We start from the raw sequence: 16,303 nt of genomic DNA, 5'->3' as shown, positions 1-16,303 counted from the left end.
TCACGTCGTCGTGACGCCCCCGTCGACGGTGAGCGTGGTGCCCGTGACGTACGACCCGGCCTCCGAGGCGAGGAACACCAGCGCCGCCGCGAGCTCCTCGGGATCGCCGATCCGCCCGGTGAGCACCCGCGGCATCATCGTCTCGAGGTAGCCCTCCTGGTAGCTGTCGGTCATCTCCGAGGTGAAGAACCCCGGCGCCAGCGCGTTGACGCGGATGCCCTTGCGCGGCGTCCACTGCTGGGCGAGGTCGCGGGAGAGCCCGATGACGCCGGCCTTCGACGACGCGTAGGCCGCCTGCGGCAGGCCCGCGGTGGTCAGCGCGAGGATGCTGGAGACGTTGATGATCGCGCTGCCGGGCTGCATGTGGCGCGCCGCGGCCTGCGCCATCCAGTAGCTGCCGTTGAGGTTGATGTCGATGACCTCGCGGAACTGCTCCGGGGTCTCCTTGGTGGCCGGGTAGGCGGTGCCGATGCCGGCGTTGTTGACCAGCACGTCGAGGCGGCCGAACTCGCTCATCGCGGCGTCGGCCAGCGCTCGGCAGTCCTCGGGTGACGAGACGTCGGTGCGCACGGTGACGCAGCGGCGGCCGCGCTCCTCCACGGCCTTCCGCGTGTCCTCGAGCTTCTCGGTGCGCCGCGCCCCGAGGACGACGTCGGCACCCGCCTCGGCCAGGGCGGTGGCGAACACCACGCCCAGCCCGGAGGAGGCGCCGGTGATCACGGCGACGCGGTCGTCGAGGCGGAAGCGGTCGAGGATGCCCATGGTCACAGGACCGTAGGCCACGTCGGCTCCCTAGGCTCGGGCGGTGATGTGCGGGTGAGCGGGGTGCTGACGGGCTTCCTCGTCATCGGCGTCGTGGTCGCCGTCGGGGTGCTCGTCGGACGTCTCGGGGTGCTGCCCGACGGGGCCACCGAGACGCTCTCGCGCACCGCGTTCTTCGTGGCCAGCCCCGCGCTGCTGTTCGTCACGCTCCTGCGCGCCGACGTGGCGCGGGTGCTCTCGGCCGGGCTCGTCGTCACCGCGCTCGCCGCGGTCGCGGTCTGCCTGCTCTACATCCCGGTGGGGGTGCTGCGCCGGCGCCCGCGCGGCGAGACCGTCGTCGGCTCGATGGCCAGCGGCTACCTCAACGCCGGCAACCTCGGCATCCCGATCGCCACGTACGCGCTCGGCAGCGCCGCCGAGATCGCCCCCTCGCTGATCTTCCAGCTGGCGGTGCTCACGCCCGCCTACACGACGCTGCTCGACGTGGTCGCGGCCCGGCGCCGCGGCGAGGACCCCGGGGTCGGCGGGGCGCTGCTGGCGCCGCTGCGCAACCCGCTGCTGCTCGCGACGGTGGCGGGCCTGCTGCTCAACGTGGCCGGCGTGCACGTGCCCGAGGGCCTGCTCGAGCCCGTCGAGCTGCTCGCCGACCTCGCGGTGCCGGCGATGCTGCTCGCGTTCGGCCTCTCGCTGGCGCACGCGCAGCGGCCCGGCCGCGACGACGACCCGGTGTGCCTGGGCGCGGTGATCGTGCTCAAGAACCTCGTGCACCCGTTCCTGGCGTGGCTGATCGGGTCGGCGTTCGGGCTCGAGGGCCCGGCGCTGCTCGCCGTGGTGGTGAGCGCGGCCCTGCCGACCGCGCAGAACGTCTTCGGCTACGCCGTGCGCTTCGCGACCGGGGTGCCGCTGGCCCGCGACGCGGCGCTGCTCACCACCGTCGTGAGCGTGCCGGTGCTGCTGCTGGTGGCGCTGTAGTCATGTGAGCGAAGTTCGGGGCCATAGCCCCGAACTTCGCTCACATACGTTGTCAGGCCGCGGCGAGGGCGCGCTCCGGGTCGGCGGCCTCGACCTGGGCCTCGCGGCGCCGGCCGCGGACCTCGAGGCCACCGGACAGCATCAGCACGGCGAGCCCGGCGACGGCCAGCGTCGCGCCGACGATCGTCGGGGCCAGGTAGCCCAGGCCCGCGGCGATGACCATCCCGCCGAGCCAGGCGCCCAGCGAGTTGGCGATGTTGGACGCCGACTGGATCGCCGCCGAGGCCATGGTGGGCGCGTCGCCGACGAGATCGAGGATGCGCGTCTGGATCGCCGGGCCCAGCGCCAGCGAGAACATGCCGGCGCCGAAGAGCGACAGGATCGCCAGCACCGGGTGGTGCACCGTGACGACGAAGCTCACGAGCACGCCGGCCAGCGCGAGCAGGCAGACGTACAGGGTGGCCATCGGCGCCCGGTCGGCGGCGCGCCCGCCGAGCACCGACCCCGCGGTCATGCCGAGCCCGACCACGGCGAGCAGCACGGTGACGGTGGCGGCGGAGAAGCCGCCGACCTCGGTGAGCATCGGGGTCACGTAGCTGTAGCAGGCGAACATCGCGCCGAAGCCGAACACCACCGCGGCCAGCGAGAGCACGACCTGCGGGTGGCGCAGCGTCGCGACCTCGGTGCGCAGCACGCCCTTGCCGGTCGCGGCGGGCGCGGCGGCGGGGACGAACGCGGCGACCCCGGCCACGGCGACCAGGCCGATCACGCCGACCACCGCGAACGTCGCGCGCCACCCGGCGGCCTGGCCGAGCAGGGTGCCGAGCGGGACGCCGACCACGTTGGCGATGGTCAGGCCCAGGAAGACCCGCGAGACGGCGGTGGCGCGGCGGTCCCGCCCGACCATGGCGGCCGCGGCCACCGACGCGGCGCCGAAGAAGGCGCCGTGCGGCAGGCCGGTGAGGAACCGGACCGCCATCAGCGAGCCGATCCCGGGCGCGACCGCGGAGAGCAGGTTGCCCACCGCGAAGACGCCCATCAGCGCCATCAGCACGGTGCGGCGGGGCAGCTTCACGGTGGCGGCGGCGAGCAGCGGCGCGCCGACGACGACGCCGGCGGCGTACGCGGAGATCAGGTGGCCGGCCTCGGAGACCGGGACGCCGAGGCCGTCCGCGACCTCGGGCAGCAGGCCCATGATCACGAATTCGGTGGTGCCGATGCCGAAGGTGCCCAGGGCGAGGGCGAGCAGGGCCAGAGGCACGGGGAGCTCCTCGGGGAAGACAGGCTGTTTCCGTCGTCATCCACCGTCCGAGCGCCGGCGCCATAAGTCGAAGAAGCTCACAACGGAAACGCATAAGCTGAGCTGATGCCGACGCTGCGCCAGCTCGAGTCGTTCGTCGCCGTCGTCGACGAGGGATCGTTCACGCGGGCCGCCGACCGCCTGTTCGTCACCCAGCCCGGCCTGTCGCAGCAGATCGCGGCGCTCGAGAAGGAGTTGGGCGGGTCACTGTTCAGCCGCCTGCCGCGTGCGGTGGCTCTCACCCCGACCGGGCGGGCCCTGCTCCCCCACGCCCGGGCCGCCGTCACCGCGGCGCAGCGCGGCCACGCCGCCGCCCGCCAGGTCACCGGCTCGGAGGGTGGCGAGCTGCGCATCGGGTGCGTCTACTCGGTGAGCCTGGGTCTGCTGCCCGGGGTGCTGCGGCGGTGGCGCGCCGAGAACCCCGACGTCACCGTGCGCCTCTTCGAGCACCGCCACGGCGACGCCCTGGCCGCCGCGGTGCGCGAGGGCCAGGCCGACATCGGCGTCGGCCCCGTGCCGGCGCAGTGGCGCGGACGCCTGCGCTCGCTGGGGCGCGAGGAGATGGTCGTGCTGCTGCCGCCCAACCTGGGCCCCGACGACGTCATGGCCCCGGCCGCCGGCGAGATCGCGCTCAGCCGTCTCGAGCACGTCCCGTGGGTGCAGTACGCCCCGGACCACGCGCTCGCCGACGTCCTGCTCGACGCCTGCGAGCAGGCGGGCTACCGGCCGCAGGTCGCCGTGCGGACCGAGCAGACCGCGGTCGCCCCGCTGCTCACCGCGGCCGGCATCGGGCCCTCGCTGGTGCCCGCGGCGATCGTCCCTCCGGTGTTCGCGGGCACGATCGCGCGCCCGCTCCCGCGCGTCGAGCGCGAGCTCGCGGCCTACACCGGCGCCGAGCCGGACGCGCTCACCAGCCGCTTCGCCGGGGATGTCGCCCGTCACGCCGTCCTCGTGCCCGACCACGTCGCGGCGGCGCTGCGCGGCCCGGCCGTGCTATGACACGGGCTGCCCCGATCGACCAGGAGGTCACCCCGCATGGATGCACGCCCGACGACCGCCGTCATCGGCGGCGGGACGATGGGCGCCGGGATCGCCCACGTCCTGCTCGCCGCCGGGAGCCCGGTGGCGCTGGTGGAGGCGGACTCCGCCCGCGTGGACGCCTCGCGGCAGGCGGTCGTGGCGAGCCTCGACGGCGCCGCGCAGCGCGGCAAGCTGCCCGAGGGCACGAGCCGCGACGACCTGCTCGCCCGCCTGACGATGTCCACCAGCGTCGACGAACTGCCCGCCGACGCGGCGCTCGTCGTCGAGGCCGTGCCCGAGCGCGTCGACATCAAGCAGACGGTCCTGGGCGGGGCCGCGCGCGCCTGCCCCGACGCCGTGCTCGCGTCGAACACGTCGTCGCTGTCGATCGGGGCGATCGCCGCCGAGCTGCCCGGCGACCGCGTCATCGGCATGCACTTCTTCAACCCGGTGCCGGCGCAGAAGCTCGTCGAGCTGGTCGTGCACCCGGGGACCTCGGAGGCCACGACCACGGCGACCCGGGAGTGGGTCGAGGCGCTGGGCAAGACCGCGATCGTCGTCAACGACGCGCCGGGCTTCGCGACCTCGCGGCTCGGGCTGACCGTCGGCCTCGAGGCGATCCGCATGGTCGAGGAGGGCGTGGCGAGCCCGGAGGACATCGACACCGGCATGCAGCTGGGCTACCGCTGGCCGATGGGCCCGCTGCGCCTGACCGACGTGGTCGGGCTCGACGTGCGCCTCGCCATCGCCGAGCACCTGACGCGCGAGCTGGGCCCGCGCTTCACCCCGCCGCAGCTGCTGCGCGACAAGGTGGAGCGCGGCGAGCTCGGGCAGAAGTCCGGGCGCGGCTTCTACGACTGGAGCTGACCCGATGGACCTCGACCTGCAGGGCCGGGTCGCGATCGTCACCGGCGCCTCGCGCGGGATCGGCCTGTCGTGCGCGCGGACGCTGGCCACCGAGGGCGCGCACGTGGTGCTCGTCGCGCGCGACGCCGACGCGCTCGAGGCGGCGGCGGGGCGCGTGCGCTCGGCGGGGCCGGCGTCGCGCGTGGTGCCGGTCGTCGCCGACACCACCGACGACGCCTCGGTCCGGGCGATGGTCGCGCGGGTGGTCGACGAGCTCGGCGGGGTCGACGTCCTGGTCAACGCCGCGGCCCGGCCGGCGGGCGGCGCCCCGATCCCGTCGCTCGCCGAGCTCACCGACGACGCGGTGCTCGCCGAGGTCGACACCAAGGTGCTCGGCTACCTGCGCACCGCGCGGGCGGTGGCGCCGCACATGACGGCGCAGGGGTGGGGGCGGATCGTCAACGTCTCCGGGCTCAACGCGCGCCGCACCGGATCGATCGCGGGGACGATCCGCAACGTCGGGGTCGCGGCGCTGACCGCCAACCTCGCCGACGAGCTCGGCCCGCACGGCGTGGGCGTCGTCGTCGTGCACCCGGGCTACACCGAGACCGAGCGGACGCCGGGGATGATCGCCGACCGGATGGCCGCGAGCGGGCTCTCGGAGGCCGATGTGCGCGCCGAGCTGGCCCAGGGCACCAGCCTGCGGCGGGTGATGACCGCCGACGAGGTGGCCGACGTCGTCGTGTTCCTCGCCTCGCCCCGGGCGGTCGCGGTCACCGGCGGGGCCGTCGCGGCCGCGGGCGGCGAGCGCGGCGTCGTGCACTACTGAAGCGCGCGGAGCCGACGGCCCCCACACGGACGAACCGGCGCCCCCTGAAGGGGACGCCGGCTCGTCTCTGGGAGGAAGTGTCAGCTCGGGACCCGCACGGTCCCGGTCGTCCCACCGACCGCTTGTCTGCGCTCAGCGGCGTGGAGTCTGGTGTGGATCAGCTCCCGTGCGCGGTGCGGCGCCGGGTCGACCGGGTCCTCGTGATGCGGTGCGGGGTGTTCCCTGCGTCCAATCCATCACCTCGATCCAGTCGGTCACCTCGGGCGCGTGCGCGGTGCGGACCAGCCCTCAGCTCGTGTGATCGGCACCACAGCGACACCGTTGACGGTACTCGCGGCGCCGCCCCGGTCAAGGGCTTCCACGTTCGAGGGACAACAGCAATCGCTTGCGTGCGATCCCGGGTCCGCCACCTGACGGATGGCCCGCGGCATTCACCACGCGGTGACACGGAACGAGCAGGCTGACCGGATTACGCGCGTTCGCGGTGCCGACGGCCTGGGCCGCCCGCGGTCGCCCGATGGCCGCGGCCAGCGCCCCGTAGGTCGTCACCTCGCCGTAGGGCACCTCGCTCAGCGCCGCGAAGACCGCCCGCGAGAAGGGCGTGCCGGGCGGGTCGACGGGCACCGCGAAGCGGCGCCGCTCGCCCGCGAAGTACTCGTCGAGCTCGCCGGCGAGGTCGTCGAGCCCGGCGCACGCGCCGTCGTCGGGCGTGCCGAAGGCCGGGTCGGGGGCGAGCTCACGCTGGTCGTGGACGTGCAGGCCGACGACGGCGTCCCGGTCGGCGTCCCAGGTCAGCGTGAGCGGCCCGATGGGGCTGTCGACGACGCGGAAGGTGCGCACGCGTCCCGGTCTACCCCACCGGGTAGGCAGGACATGTGCGAGCCATCGGAGTGAACTCCCACGGAGGACCGGACGCCCTCGAGGTCGTCGAGCTGCCCGAGCCCCACGCCGGGCCGGGCGAGGTCCGCCTGCGGGTGCGGGCGGCGGCGGTGAACCCGACCGACACCCTCGCCCGCGACGGGTCGCGCGCCTCGAGCGCATTCGATACAGCACGCCGATGGGGCAAGGACCCACCGCCGTACGTGCCCGGCATGGACGCCGCCGGCGAGGTCGACGAGATCGGCGAGGGCACCGACACCGAGCTGCACGTCGGCGACGCCGCGATGGCGATCGTCGTGCCCGACGGCAGCCACGGCGCCTACGCCGAGCACGTCGTCGTGCCGGCCGGGTCGGTGGTGCGGGCGCCGTCGACCGCGTCGGTCGTCGAGGCCGCGACCCTGCCCATGAACGCGCTCACCGCGCGCCTGGCCCTCGACACGCTGGCGCTCGCGCCCGGGCGGACGGTGGCGGTGACGGGCGCGGCGGGCGCGCTCGGGGGCTACGTCGTGCAGCTCGCGAAGGCCGACCGGCTCACCGTCGTCGCCGACGCGTCGGAGGCCGACGAGGACCTGGTGGCATCGCTGGGCGCCGACGTGGTGGTGCGCCGCGGCGACGACGTCGCCGCCCGGATCCGCGACAGCCAGCCCGGCGGCGTGGACGCGGTGGTCGACGGGTCGCTGCAGGGCGACGCGCTGCTCGACGCCGTGCGCGACGGCGGGAGGATCGCGACCGTCCGGGGGCACCGGGGCGCCGACGAGCGCGGCATCACCTGGCACCCGGTGCTCGTGCGCGACGTCGCGACCGACCACGCCGCCCTCGACACGCTGCGCCGCCAGGCCGAGGAGGGCGTGCTGACCCCGCGCGTCGCCGACACGATCCCGGCGGAGAAGGCGTCCGAGGCCCACCGACGCCTCGAGGCCGGCGGCGTCCGCGGCCGCCTGGTGCTGACCTTCTGATGGCCTACGTGAGCGAACTTCGGGGCTATAGCCCCGAAGTTCGCTCACATGGCTAGCCGAAGGTGTCCATCAGCTCGGTCACGCAGAGGACGAGGAACAGCACGGCCGCGCCCACGAGCAACGTCGTCGACAGCCACCCGTTGCGCCACTCGCGCGGCGTGCGGCTGCTGTTGAGCAGCCACAGCAGCGTGATCGCCAGGAACGGCATGAAGAACGCCCCCAGCGCGCCGTACGCCACGACCAGCGCGAACGGCCGGCCGAGGAACAGCAGCACCATCGGCGGGAACGTCAGCCACAGCAGGTAGAGCCGGAACGGGATGCTGCGCTCGGCGTCGTCGCTGAGCTGCCCGGCGGCGGCGAGCTGGTCGGGGGTCTTCGCGACGGCCTCGCGCCGGGTGCGCACGAAGTCGGTGACCAGCAGGCTCACGCCCTGCCACACCCCGAGCAGCGACGAGAACGACGTCGCGAAGAACCCGACGAGGAAGAGCGTCGCGATCACCGGGCCGAAGCGCTGCTCGAGGATCGCGTCGAGGTCGAGCAGGCCGCGGTCGCTCTCGACCAGCGCGATGTTCGCCGTGTACAGCAGCTCCGCGCCGACCACCAGCATGGCCGCGACGAAGATGCCGGTGGTGATGTAGGCAACGCGGTTGTCCAGGCGCATGACCTTGATCCACGAGCTGTCGCGCCACCCCTTGGCGTTCACCCAGTAGCCGTAGGCCGCCATCGTCACCGTGCCGCCGACGCCGCCGACCAGCCCGAGCGTGTAGATGCCCGAACCCTGCGGCAGCGTGGGCAGCAGGCCCGCGAGCATGGCCGGGACGTCGGGCAGCACGAGGATCGCCAACCCCACCACGACGACGAACATGACGCCGACGAGCACCGTCATGATCTTCTCGAAGAAGGGGTACGAGCCGAACCACACGAGCACCAGCCCGACCAGGCCGCACGGGATGCCCCACGCCGGGATCGAGCCGCCGAACATCGCGGCGAGCGGCAGCGCCGACGACGTCATCGCCGTCGCGCCGTAGACGAAGCCCCAGATCACCACGTAGACGATGAAGTAGACCGTCGTCCACGGTCCCAGCGAGCGCCAGCCCGCGAAGATCGTCGAGCCGGTCGCGAGGTGCCAGCGTCCCGTCGCCTCGGCCAGCGCGACCTTGACGACCACCCCGAGCACCACCGCCCACAGCAGGGTGTAGCCGTACTCGGCGCCGGCGACCAGCGTCGCGACCAGGTCACCGGCGCCCACACCGGTGGCCGCGACGACGATGCCCGGTCCGACGATGCTCCAGCGCCGGCGGGTCTGCTGACCCCCGACGGCGTCCTCGGTGTCCCGATCGGTCATGCGGGGCAGTTCACCACGATCCGACCCGTTCTAGGGCGTGCGCGCCCCGACGTGCTCGTCGAGGAACGCGGCGACCCGGGGTCGGGTGACCTGCGCGCCGGGGCTGCCGAACGGGAAGTCGAAGACGTGGTCGGCGTGCGGCACCTCGACCAGCCGGCCCGGGACGCCGGCGGCGCGCAGCGCGCGGTCGTAGGCCCGGACGCGGTCGGGGAAGACGAAGTGGTCGGCGGACCCGAGCACGAGCAGGGTCGGCGGCAGGTCGGGGCGGACGAGGTCGATCGGCGAGCCCTGGCGCGTCTCCCGTGGCCGTGCGGCGGACCGGCCACCGAGCACGGCGTCCTGCAGCGAGCGGTCGACGAGGCGCAGGTCGGTGACCGGGTAGTACGCGATGACGGCGCGCGGCCGCGGGGCCGCGAGCTCGCCGGCGAGGATCCCGGCGGTGGTGCTCAGCGCGAGCGTGGCGCCCGCCGACTGGCCGGCGATGACGATCCGGTCGGGGTCGAGGCCCTCCTCGGCGGCGTGCGCGGCGGCCCAGGCGGCGGCCGCCGCGACGTCACGGCGCTGGCCCTCCCCCACCGGCGCGGGCGGGGGCAGGCGGTACTCGACGCTGACGACGGCGTGACCTCGGTCGGCGAACCAGCGGTTGAGCGCCGTGCGGTCGTCGCGCTCGCCCCGGACCCAGCTGCCGCCGTGCACCCAGACGATCACCGGGTGCGGGCCGGGGCCGGCGGGCCGGTAGAGATCGAGGTGCAGGGGGCGCCCGAGCTCGTCCCGCGCGTACTGCTCGGTGCGGTCGGGGCGCCCGTCCGGCTGGTCGACGACGGTCAGCGCGGCCCACCAGTCGATGCGCTCGCCACGGGTCTGGCTGACGAGGACGCCGGCGAGGGCGGCCGCCGCGACGAGGGCGACCGCCGCGACGACGGCGCCGTCCCGCGCGCCGAGGGCCCAGCCGGCGGCCCCGAGCCCGACGCCGAGGACCGCCGCGAGCGCGGCGTGCAGCGGGTACTGGCCGGTGACGAAGGAGCCGGCGAACCCGATCACCGGCAGCTTCGGCGCGTACGTGCCGACGGCGACGACCAGCACGCCGAGCAGCCACACGATCGCCACCGTGCGCACCAGCCACACCAGCACTCGGGTCCCCTCCGCGTCCGCCGGCGATCACCTCACCACGCGGGTCTCCGCGCGCGGCGCGCGCCCGGTTCGCGAGGTGTGGCGCGGGTCCTTCGTGGCGGCCCGTGTGGAGCGAACGGGCGGTTCGCTGCTTCTAGGCGTCCGAAGTCCCCGTTGATCACCGGAGGGGCGGCCGGCGGGGGCGGCGTCGGGAGATCAGCAGTGCGCTGTGCCCCCCGGATCGCCCGGTGAGGTGCATGACGCACTGCTGATCTTGGAGACGCGAGCTCTGGTCTCGACACCGGCACCGGCGCCTCGCGTCCCCGGCGTGTCGCGCCGGCGAGCGTGTGGCGATCCTGGCGTCAGACGCCAGGAAAGCCGCATTGCTCGCACCGCCCGCCGTGATCGTGGGGGCTTTCCTGACGGTGAGCGCCGGCGTGGCCGCCACGCTGACACGCACACCGCTCAGCCGAAGGCGGCGGGCACGCGGGCGCCGGGCGGGGCCGTGAGCACGCGGCGGGCGGCGACGGCCACGATCGCGAGCAGGGCCACGAGCGCCGCGACGACCACGGCGAGCGGCGGGGCCATGGCGACGATCGCCCCGAGCGCCCAGACCACGGACGCCGCGTAGGGCACCGCGCCGGCGCCCCGGGCCACGACGCCCGACGCGATCGCCCCGGTGACGAGCAGGACGAGCGCGCCCAGCACGGTGGCGACGCCGCCGGCGCCCGGCGCGCCGAGGAAGGTGCCGGTGGTGGCCGCGCCGACGACGGTCGCGACGCTGACCCAGCCCGCGTAGAGGGCGACGGGGCCGTGCAGCGTCAACCGGTCCGCGGCGTCCGCCGCCGGGTGCGCGGTGAGGCGGGCCAGCGCCGCCGCGAGCACGACGAGCAGCGCGACGATGATCACCTGGGCGAGGACGACCGCCTGCGCCGAGAACGCGAGGATCCAGCCCGCGTTGAGCAGCGTCGACGCCACGAGCCACCACCCCGTCGCCCGGTGCACCGCGCGCTCGGGCTGGCCCGGCAGCACCTGGCGCACCGCCAGCACCAGCAGCGCCGCGTAGATCAGGCCCCAGATCGAGAACGCTGCCGGGACGGGCATGACGACCGTGGTGTTCTCGCGGGCCACGACCCCCACCGACAGCCCGAACGCCCCCGACCCGCCGAGCCCGCCGGCGACGACCTGCAGCAGCGCCCCGGCGAGCAGCGCCCCGGCCCGCACGCGGTCGGCGACCGTCGCGCCGGTGATCACGGAAGTCACGGCAACATCCCTCCATCGTCGAATCTCTCGATAGTGGAGATTACTCGCCGGGTCGATAACATGCACGGCGAGAGGAGGTGAGCCCGTGACCGGAGAGCGCGACGCTCTCGTGCAGCTCCTGCAGGACTACGCCGACGAGGCCGGGCGGCTCGGTCACGCGTTCGCCGCCGACCAGGGCCTGCACCGCACCGACGCGGCCGCGCTGCTCGCCGTCCTGCGCGCCGAGCGCGCCGGCGCGGCGCTGACCCCGGGCCGGCTCGGCGAGGAGGTCGGGCTCTCCTCGGGGGCCACGACCGCCGCCGTCGACCGCCTCGAGCGTCTCGGTCACCTCCACCGGGTCCGCGACGACACCGACCGCCGGCGCGTGACGCTGCACCACGACCCGGCCGGCGCGGCCGTCGGACGCGCCTTCTTCGGTCCGCTCGCCGCGCGTCTCGACGCCGTGCTCACCGGCTACACGCCCGCCGAACTGGCGGTCGTCCACCGTTTCCTCACCGACGTCGTCGCGTCGGTCGCCGAGCACCGGGCCGAGATGACGGAAGAGATCCCACCAGGATGAGCTCCCCGATCGGCGCGCGGGCCCGGCTGGGCGTGGCCGTCGTCGCCGTGCTGGCCGTCCTCGCCCTCGTCGTCACGCTCATCGTCGTCCTGGCCGACAGCGAGATCGCCGCCCGCCCCCGCTGCACGATCACCGCGCCCCCGGACTCCCCCGGCCTGCCCGCGACCTGGTCGCTCACCCCGGAGCAGGCCGACAGCGCCGCCACGATCGTCGGCGTGGGCCGGCGCCTCGGCGTGCCCGACCGCGCGGTGACGATCGCGCTGGCCACCGCCATCCAGGAGTCCACCCTCGCGAACCTCCGCGGCGGTGACCGCGACTCCCTCGGGCTGTTCCAGCAGCGCCCGAGCCAGGGGTGGGGCAGCGAGGAGGAGATCCTCGACCCCGTCTACGCGTCCACCGCGTTCTACGAGGCGCTGCTGCAGGTGCCGAACTGGCCGACGATGGACATCACCGTCGCCGCGCAGACGGTCCAGCGCAGCGGCTTCCCCGAGGCCTACGCCGACCACGAGCCCGAGGCGCGTCTCATGGCGGTGTCGCTGCTCGGGCAGGCGCCGGCGTCCTGGACCTGCGTCGACCTCTCGGCGACCCCGGCCGCCGACCCCTCGAGCGGCGCGGTCGCCGAGCTCGCCGCCGCCGAGCTCGGCACCCGTCGCCTGTCCGGGGCGCAGGAGCCGGAGGCCGGGTGGGCGATCGCCACCTGGCTCGTCGCCCACGCCCAGCGCCTCGCGCTCGAGAGCGTCACCTACGACGGGCAGACGTGGACCGTGGCCTCGGGCGCCTGGGCGCAGACCGGGCCCGCCGACGGGCAGCTGTCCCTGCGCCGCCTCGGCCAGCCCTGAGTTACGCCAGGAGCAGGAACGCGCCGGCCCCGAGCAGCGCGAGGACGGCGAGCACGATCAGCGCGACGCCCAGGCGCCGGACCGCCGACCACGGCTCGTGCTCGCCCGGGCCGGGGCCCTCGTCGGGGACGTCCTGGGGCCGGGTGCCGGTCGGCCCGGGCCCCGCGGCGACGGCGGGGCGGTTGATCACCTCGGTGCGCAGGGTCGTGTCGGGGGCGACGAAGCGACGCAGGTCGTCGGCGAGCTCGCGGGCGTCGTGGTGGCGCATCGCGGGTTCGAGGGCGAGCGCGCGCAGCACGACGGCATCGAGGTCCGGCGAGATCTCCCGGCTCAGCTGCCGGGGCGGCACCGGGGACTCGCGCAGGCGCTGCGAGGCCACCTCGACCGAGCTGGGGCCGCGGAACGGGGGCTGCCCGGTGAGCAGCTCGTAGAGGGTGCACCCCACCGCGTAGAGGTCCGAGCGGCCGTCGAGGGGCTCGCAGCGGACCTGCTCGGGCGAGAGGTAGGCCGCCGTCCCGACGACGACGCCGGTGTTGGTGAAGCCCTCGACGTCGGCGACGCGCGCGATGCCGAAGTCCATGAGCTTCACGGTGCCGTCGGTGCAGCGCATGACGTTGCCGGGGTTGACGTCGCGATGCACGACGCCGCGGTCGTGCGCCGCCGCGAGCGCCTCGCACACCGGCACCAGCAGCGACGCCGCCTCGTCCGGCGGCAGCCGGCCCCGGTCGCGGAGCTCGTCGCGCAGCGTGCGCCCCTCGACCAGCTCCATGACGACGAAGACCTCACCGCCGCCGGAGGCCCCGACGTCGTGGACGGCGACGACGTGCGGGTGGTCGATCACGGCCGCCGCGCGCGCCTCGTCGCGCAGCCGCCAGCCGTACTCGGCGTCGCCCCGGTACTCCGACGGCAGGAGCTTGACCGCCACCGTGCGCCCGAGCTCGCGGTCGAGCGCCCGGTGCACCTCGGCCATCCCGCCGCGCCCGATGAGCCCGCGGAGCTCGTAGCGGTCGGCGAGCACGCGGGATGCGGAGGCGGCTTCGTCGGGCGCCCTCACATCCGACGCGTCCGGGCCGCGTCGCCGCCCGCGAGCAGCGCGTCGAACACGTAGCGCTGGTCGACCATGGCCTGGCGCATGTCCTCGGTGCCCGCGCTGCCGTCCTCGATCTCGGTGGAGACGCGGTGCGCCGACCGGTAGCGCTCGACGAGGTCCGGATGGTCGACCGAGATCATCTTCGCGCGCTCGGAGAACCGCTCGACGGGGTAGCCGCGCTCGCGCATCACCTGCTGGACGAGCAGGTCGGCGTCGCGCAGCCCGGTGGACGGGTTCTCGACGAAGCTCGACTGCGCGGTCTCCCACGCCTTGCCGAAGCGGTCGCGCTCGCCGCCGTCGAGATCGCGCACCTCGAGCTCGCGGCGCCGCTTGAGGCGCGCCCGCAGCTCGCGCTCGCCGTCGCGCTGGCCGTACTCGTCGATCACGCGGTCGTACTCGTCACCGAACTGGCTGCGCAGCGCCGCGCGCCGCGACCGCGAGCGGGCACGGGCCACGAGGACCAGGACGATCCCGGCCACCAGGACGACGGCGGCGACCACGACGACGATCAGGACCGGATCCATGCACCCCTCCGCGCTGGCACTGCTGCGGTAACCGCAGCCAACGACCACACCCCCTCATACCCTCATCGCCGGGCCCGGCCCGAGGGCAGCGGGAAGTGCCGCTCATCAGCGCTATTCGATCACCCGCACGCTCATCCCGCGACCACCATCCAGCCCAGCACCGGTGTCGACTGGAGCAGCACCAGCACGCACATCCCGGCCAGGAAGACGAGGCTCCAGAGCAGGACACGGCGCAGGATCTCGCCCTCGCGCCCGCTCATCGCGACCGCCGAGGCCGCGATGGCCAGGTTCTGCGGCGAGATCATCTTGCCGAGCACGCCGCCCGAGCTGTTCGCGGCGGCGAGCAGGATCGGGTCGAGCCCCGCTCCCCGGGCGGCGGTGACCTGCAGCGCGCCGAACAGCGAGTTCGCCGACGTGTCCGAGCCGGTGACCGCGACGCCGAGCCAGCCCAGCACCGGCGAGAGCACGGCGAAGAACCCACCGGTGCCCGCCAGCAGCCCGCCGAGCGTGAGCGTCTGGCCCGAGGTGTTCATGACGTAGGCCAGCGCGAGCACCGCCATCACCGTGACGATCGCCGTGCGCAGCTGCACCAGCGTGCGCCAGTAGGCCGCCACCGCCACCCCGGGCCGCACGCGCAGGACCACGGCGGTGAGCACGCCGGCGATGAGCAGGATCGTGCCGGCGGACTCGAGCCAGTTCAGCGTGAAGGCCTGGGTGGACACCGGTTTCCCGGCCTCGGTGAGGACGTTGAGCCCGGGCCAGTTGAACTTCGTCGTCGTCGCCCCGAGGGCGTCGTCCACGACCGGGATCTGCTGGATCGAGAACAGCGCGATGATGATCAGGTAGGGCGCGTAGGCCAGGAACACGTCGCGACGGGTGTCCCGGCTGTGGTCGTCGTGGTCGGAGCCCGCCGGGGCGTCGGTGGCGGCGCCGCCGCCCCCACCGGCCCGGCCGCCCGCACCGCCGTCCCCGCCGGCGCCGCCGTCCCCACCGGAGGACACGCTGACCGTCTCGCGGGTGTCCTGCGACGCGCCCGCCGGGAGCTCGGCGTGGCGCGGCGGCCGGATCCGCACGAGCAGCACGACCGCGCCGGCCGCGAGCAGCGCCGCGACGATGTCGGTGAGCGCGAGCGAGATGAAGTTGGACGTCGCGTACTGCGCGGCACCGAAGACCACCCCGGCGACGAGCGCCACCGGCCAGGTCTCCCGCAGGCCGCGGGCCCCGTCGACGAGACCGACGAGGACGAACGGGACGAACACCGCGAGGATCGGGGTCTGGCGCCCGACCATCGCCCCGAGGGCCTCCTCGGGGAGCCCGGTCACCGAGGCCAGCGTGGTGATCGGCACCGCGATGGCCCCGAACGCGACCGGCGCCGTGTTCGCCACCAGGGCCACCACCGCGGCCTTGAGCGGGCTGAACCGCAGGGCCATGAGCATGACGGTGCAGATCGCGACGGGGGTGCCGAAGCCCGCGAGCGCCTCGAGCAGCGCACCGAAGCAGAAGGCGATGATGACCGCCTGGACCCGCTGGTCGTCCGAGACCGACCCGAACGACCGCCGCAGCACGTCGAAGTGCCCCGTCGACACGGTCATCTGGTAGATCCAGAGCGCGTTGATGACGATCCAGAGGATCGGGAAGAACCCGAAGACCGCGCCCTCGGTACCGGCCAGCAGCGCCTGGCCGACCGGCATGCCGTAGGCGAGGATCGCGACCGCCAGCGCGACGGCCAGACCGATCAGCGACGCGAGCCACGCCCGCATGCGCAGACCGCCCAGCAGGACGAACAGCGTGAGCAGCGGGAGCACCGCGACCAGCGAGCTCAGTGCCAGGGACCCGCCGAGCGGGGTGTCGTTCTGGACGTACACGGTGCGCACCTCCCGACCCGCCCGGCACCGCGCCGCGCGTGGTGGCGCAGGGTGCCCGTTTCCTCGCCCGCTGTCGACACGAACGGGTGTCGAATCTCGGTGAGGCGGCTGGCGATCGCGCTCCGCGAGGAGCACCCTGCTCTC

Annotated in this window: 16 protein-coding genes; 7 read left to right on the top strand and 9 right to left on the bottom strand. The window is 74.6% G+C overall.

Annotated elements, in window-relative coordinates:
* Positions 1-762 carry an SDR family NAD(P)-dependent oxidoreductase gene (locus ACFPK1_RS09515; protein WP_378021002.1) on the bottom strand — a complete coding sequence of 254 codons (762 nt, stop codon included), beginning with the start codon at positions 760-762 and terminating at the stop codon, positions 1-3.
* A gap of 54 nt (positions 763-816) precedes the next feature.
* On the opposite strand from ACFPK1_RS09515, the gene ACFPK1_RS09510 reads away from it, so the two are divergent.
* Positions 817-1,734, top strand: coding sequence for an AEC family transporter (locus ACFPK1_RS09510; protein WP_378020677.1), 918 nt, complete (start codon positions 817-819; stop codon positions 1,732-1,734).
* Positions 1,735-1,786: 52 nt separating this feature from the next.
* Here the strand turns inward: ACFPK1_RS09510 and ACFPK1_RS09505 are convergent, their stop codons facing one another.
* Complete coding sequence (locus tag ACFPK1_RS09505) at positions 1,787-2,995, bottom strand: MFS transporter (RefSeq protein ID WP_378020676.1); 1,209 nt, start codon at positions 2,993-2,995, stop codon at positions 1,787-1,789.
* A gap of 105 nt (positions 2,996-3,100) precedes the next feature.
* Here ACFPK1_RS09505 and ACFPK1_RS09500 point away from each other — a divergent pair, with 105 nt between their 5' ends.
* Genes ACFPK1_RS09500 through ACFPK1_RS09490 form a run of 3 tightly spaced genes read left to right on the top strand, consistent with a single transcriptional unit; the run spans position 3,101 to position 5,729 of the window.
* Complete coding sequence (locus ACFPK1_RS09500; protein ID WP_378020675.1) at positions 3,101-4,033, top strand: LysR family transcriptional regulator; 933 nt, start codon at positions 3,101-3,103, stop codon at positions 4,031-4,033.
* A gap of 36 nt (positions 4,034-4,069) precedes the next feature.
* Positions 4,070-4,921: a 3-hydroxyacyl-CoA dehydrogenase family protein gene (locus ACFPK1_RS09495; protein WP_378020674.1), complete on the top strand. Its 852-nt coding sequence runs from the start codon at positions 4,070-4,072 to the stop codon at positions 4,919-4,921.
* 4 nt (positions 4,922-4,925) lie between these two features.
* Positions 4,926-5,729, top strand: a complete 804-nt coding sequence (locus ACFPK1_RS09490; protein ID WP_378020673.1) for an SDR family NAD(P)-dependent oxidoreductase — start codon at positions 4,926-4,928, stop codon at positions 5,727-5,729.
* A gap of 348 nt (positions 5,730-6,077) precedes the next feature.
* Here ACFPK1_RS09490 and ACFPK1_RS09485 read toward each other — a convergent pair whose 3' ends face one another.
* Complete coding sequence (locus tag ACFPK1_RS09485) at positions 6,078-6,569, bottom strand: methylated-DNA--[protein]-cysteine S-methyltransferase (RefSeq protein ID WP_378020672.1); 492 nt, start codon at positions 6,567-6,569, stop codon at positions 6,078-6,080.
* Positions 6,570-6,604: 35 nt separating this feature from the next.
* Here ACFPK1_RS09485 and ACFPK1_RS09480 point away from each other — a divergent pair, with 35 nt between their 5' ends.
* Positions 6,605-7,564 (top strand): NADP-dependent oxidoreductase, encoded by a 960-nt coding sequence (locus ACFPK1_RS09480; protein WP_378020671.1) that lies wholly within the window; start codon positions 6,605-6,607, stop codon positions 7,562-7,564.
* Positions 7,565-7,616: 52 nt separating this feature from the next.
* Here the strand turns inward: ACFPK1_RS09480 and ACFPK1_RS09475 are convergent, their stop codons facing one another.
* The 3 genes from ACFPK1_RS09475 to ACFPK1_RS09465 all read right to left on the bottom strand — a co-directional run bounded on the left by ACFPK1_RS09475 (position 7,617) and on the right by ACFPK1_RS09465 (position 11,282).
* A complete protein-coding gene (locus ACFPK1_RS09475) occupies positions 7,617-8,909 on the bottom strand; it encodes an Nramp family divalent metal transporter (RefSeq protein ID WP_378020670.1) in 1,293 nt (430 codons plus the stop codon).
* A gap of 30 nt (positions 8,910-8,939) precedes the next feature.
* The gene (locus tag ACFPK1_RS09470) at positions 8,940-10,040 is read right to left on the bottom strand and encodes an alpha/beta hydrolase (protein WP_378020669.1); all 1,101 of its coding nucleotides are present in this window, start codon (positions 10,038-10,040) and stop codon (positions 8,940-8,942) included.
* A gap of 444 nt (positions 10,041-10,484) precedes the next feature.
* Positions 10,485-11,282, bottom strand: coding sequence for a tryptophan-rich sensory protein (locus ACFPK1_RS09465; protein WP_378020668.1), 798 nt, complete (start codon positions 11,280-11,282; stop codon positions 10,485-10,487).
* A gap of 85 nt (positions 11,283-11,367) precedes the next feature.
* Here ACFPK1_RS09465 and ACFPK1_RS09460 point away from each other — a divergent pair, with 85 nt between their 5' ends.
* Together ACFPK1_RS09460 and ACFPK1_RS09455 are read left to right on the top strand one after the other, a co-directional pair.
* The gene (locus ACFPK1_RS09460) at positions 11,368-11,841 is read left to right on the top strand and encodes a MarR family transcriptional regulator (protein WP_378020667.1); all 474 of its coding nucleotides are present in this window, start codon (positions 11,368-11,370) and stop codon (positions 11,839-11,841) included.
* On the top strand, positions 11,838-12,680 hold the full coding sequence (locus ACFPK1_RS09455; RefSeq protein WP_378020666.1) for a hypothetical protein: 843 nt from the start codon (positions 11,838-11,840) through the stop codon (positions 12,678-12,680). The genes ACFPK1_RS09460 and ACFPK1_RS09455 overlap by 4 nt, the downstream gene beginning before the upstream one ends.
* A gap of 1 nt (position 12,681) precedes the next feature.
* On the opposite strand, the gene ACFPK1_RS09450 is transcribed toward ACFPK1_RS09455, so the two are convergent.
* The 3 genes from ACFPK1_RS09450 to ACFPK1_RS09440 form a co-directional block, all read right to left on the bottom strand.
* Positions 12,682-13,698, bottom strand: a complete 1,017-nt coding sequence (locus ACFPK1_RS09450; protein WP_378020665.1) for a protein kinase domain-containing protein — start codon at positions 13,696-13,698, stop codon at positions 12,682-12,684.
* A gap of 32 nt (positions 13,699-13,730) precedes the next feature.
* A complete protein-coding gene (locus tag ACFPK1_RS09445; RefSeq protein WP_378020664.1) occupies positions 13,731-14,294 on the bottom strand; it encodes a hypothetical protein in 564 nt (187 codons plus the stop codon).
* A gap of 131 nt (positions 14,295-14,425) precedes the next feature.
* A complete protein-coding gene (locus tag ACFPK1_RS09440; RefSeq protein WP_378020663.1) occupies positions 14,426-16,159 on the bottom strand; it encodes an L-lactate permease in 1,734 nt (577 codons plus the stop codon).
* Between the last annotated feature and the right edge of the window lie 144 nt (positions 16,160-16,303).

This window comes from Actinomycetospora rhizophila (assembly GCF_042657905.1).
Lineage (GTDB): Bacteria > Actinomycetota > Actinomycetes > Mycobacteriales > Pseudonocardiaceae > Actinomycetospora > Actinomycetospora rhizophila.
The sequence above is the reverse complement of the archived record's forward strand: the minus strand, read 5'-3'. Positions and strand labels throughout refer to the sequence as shown.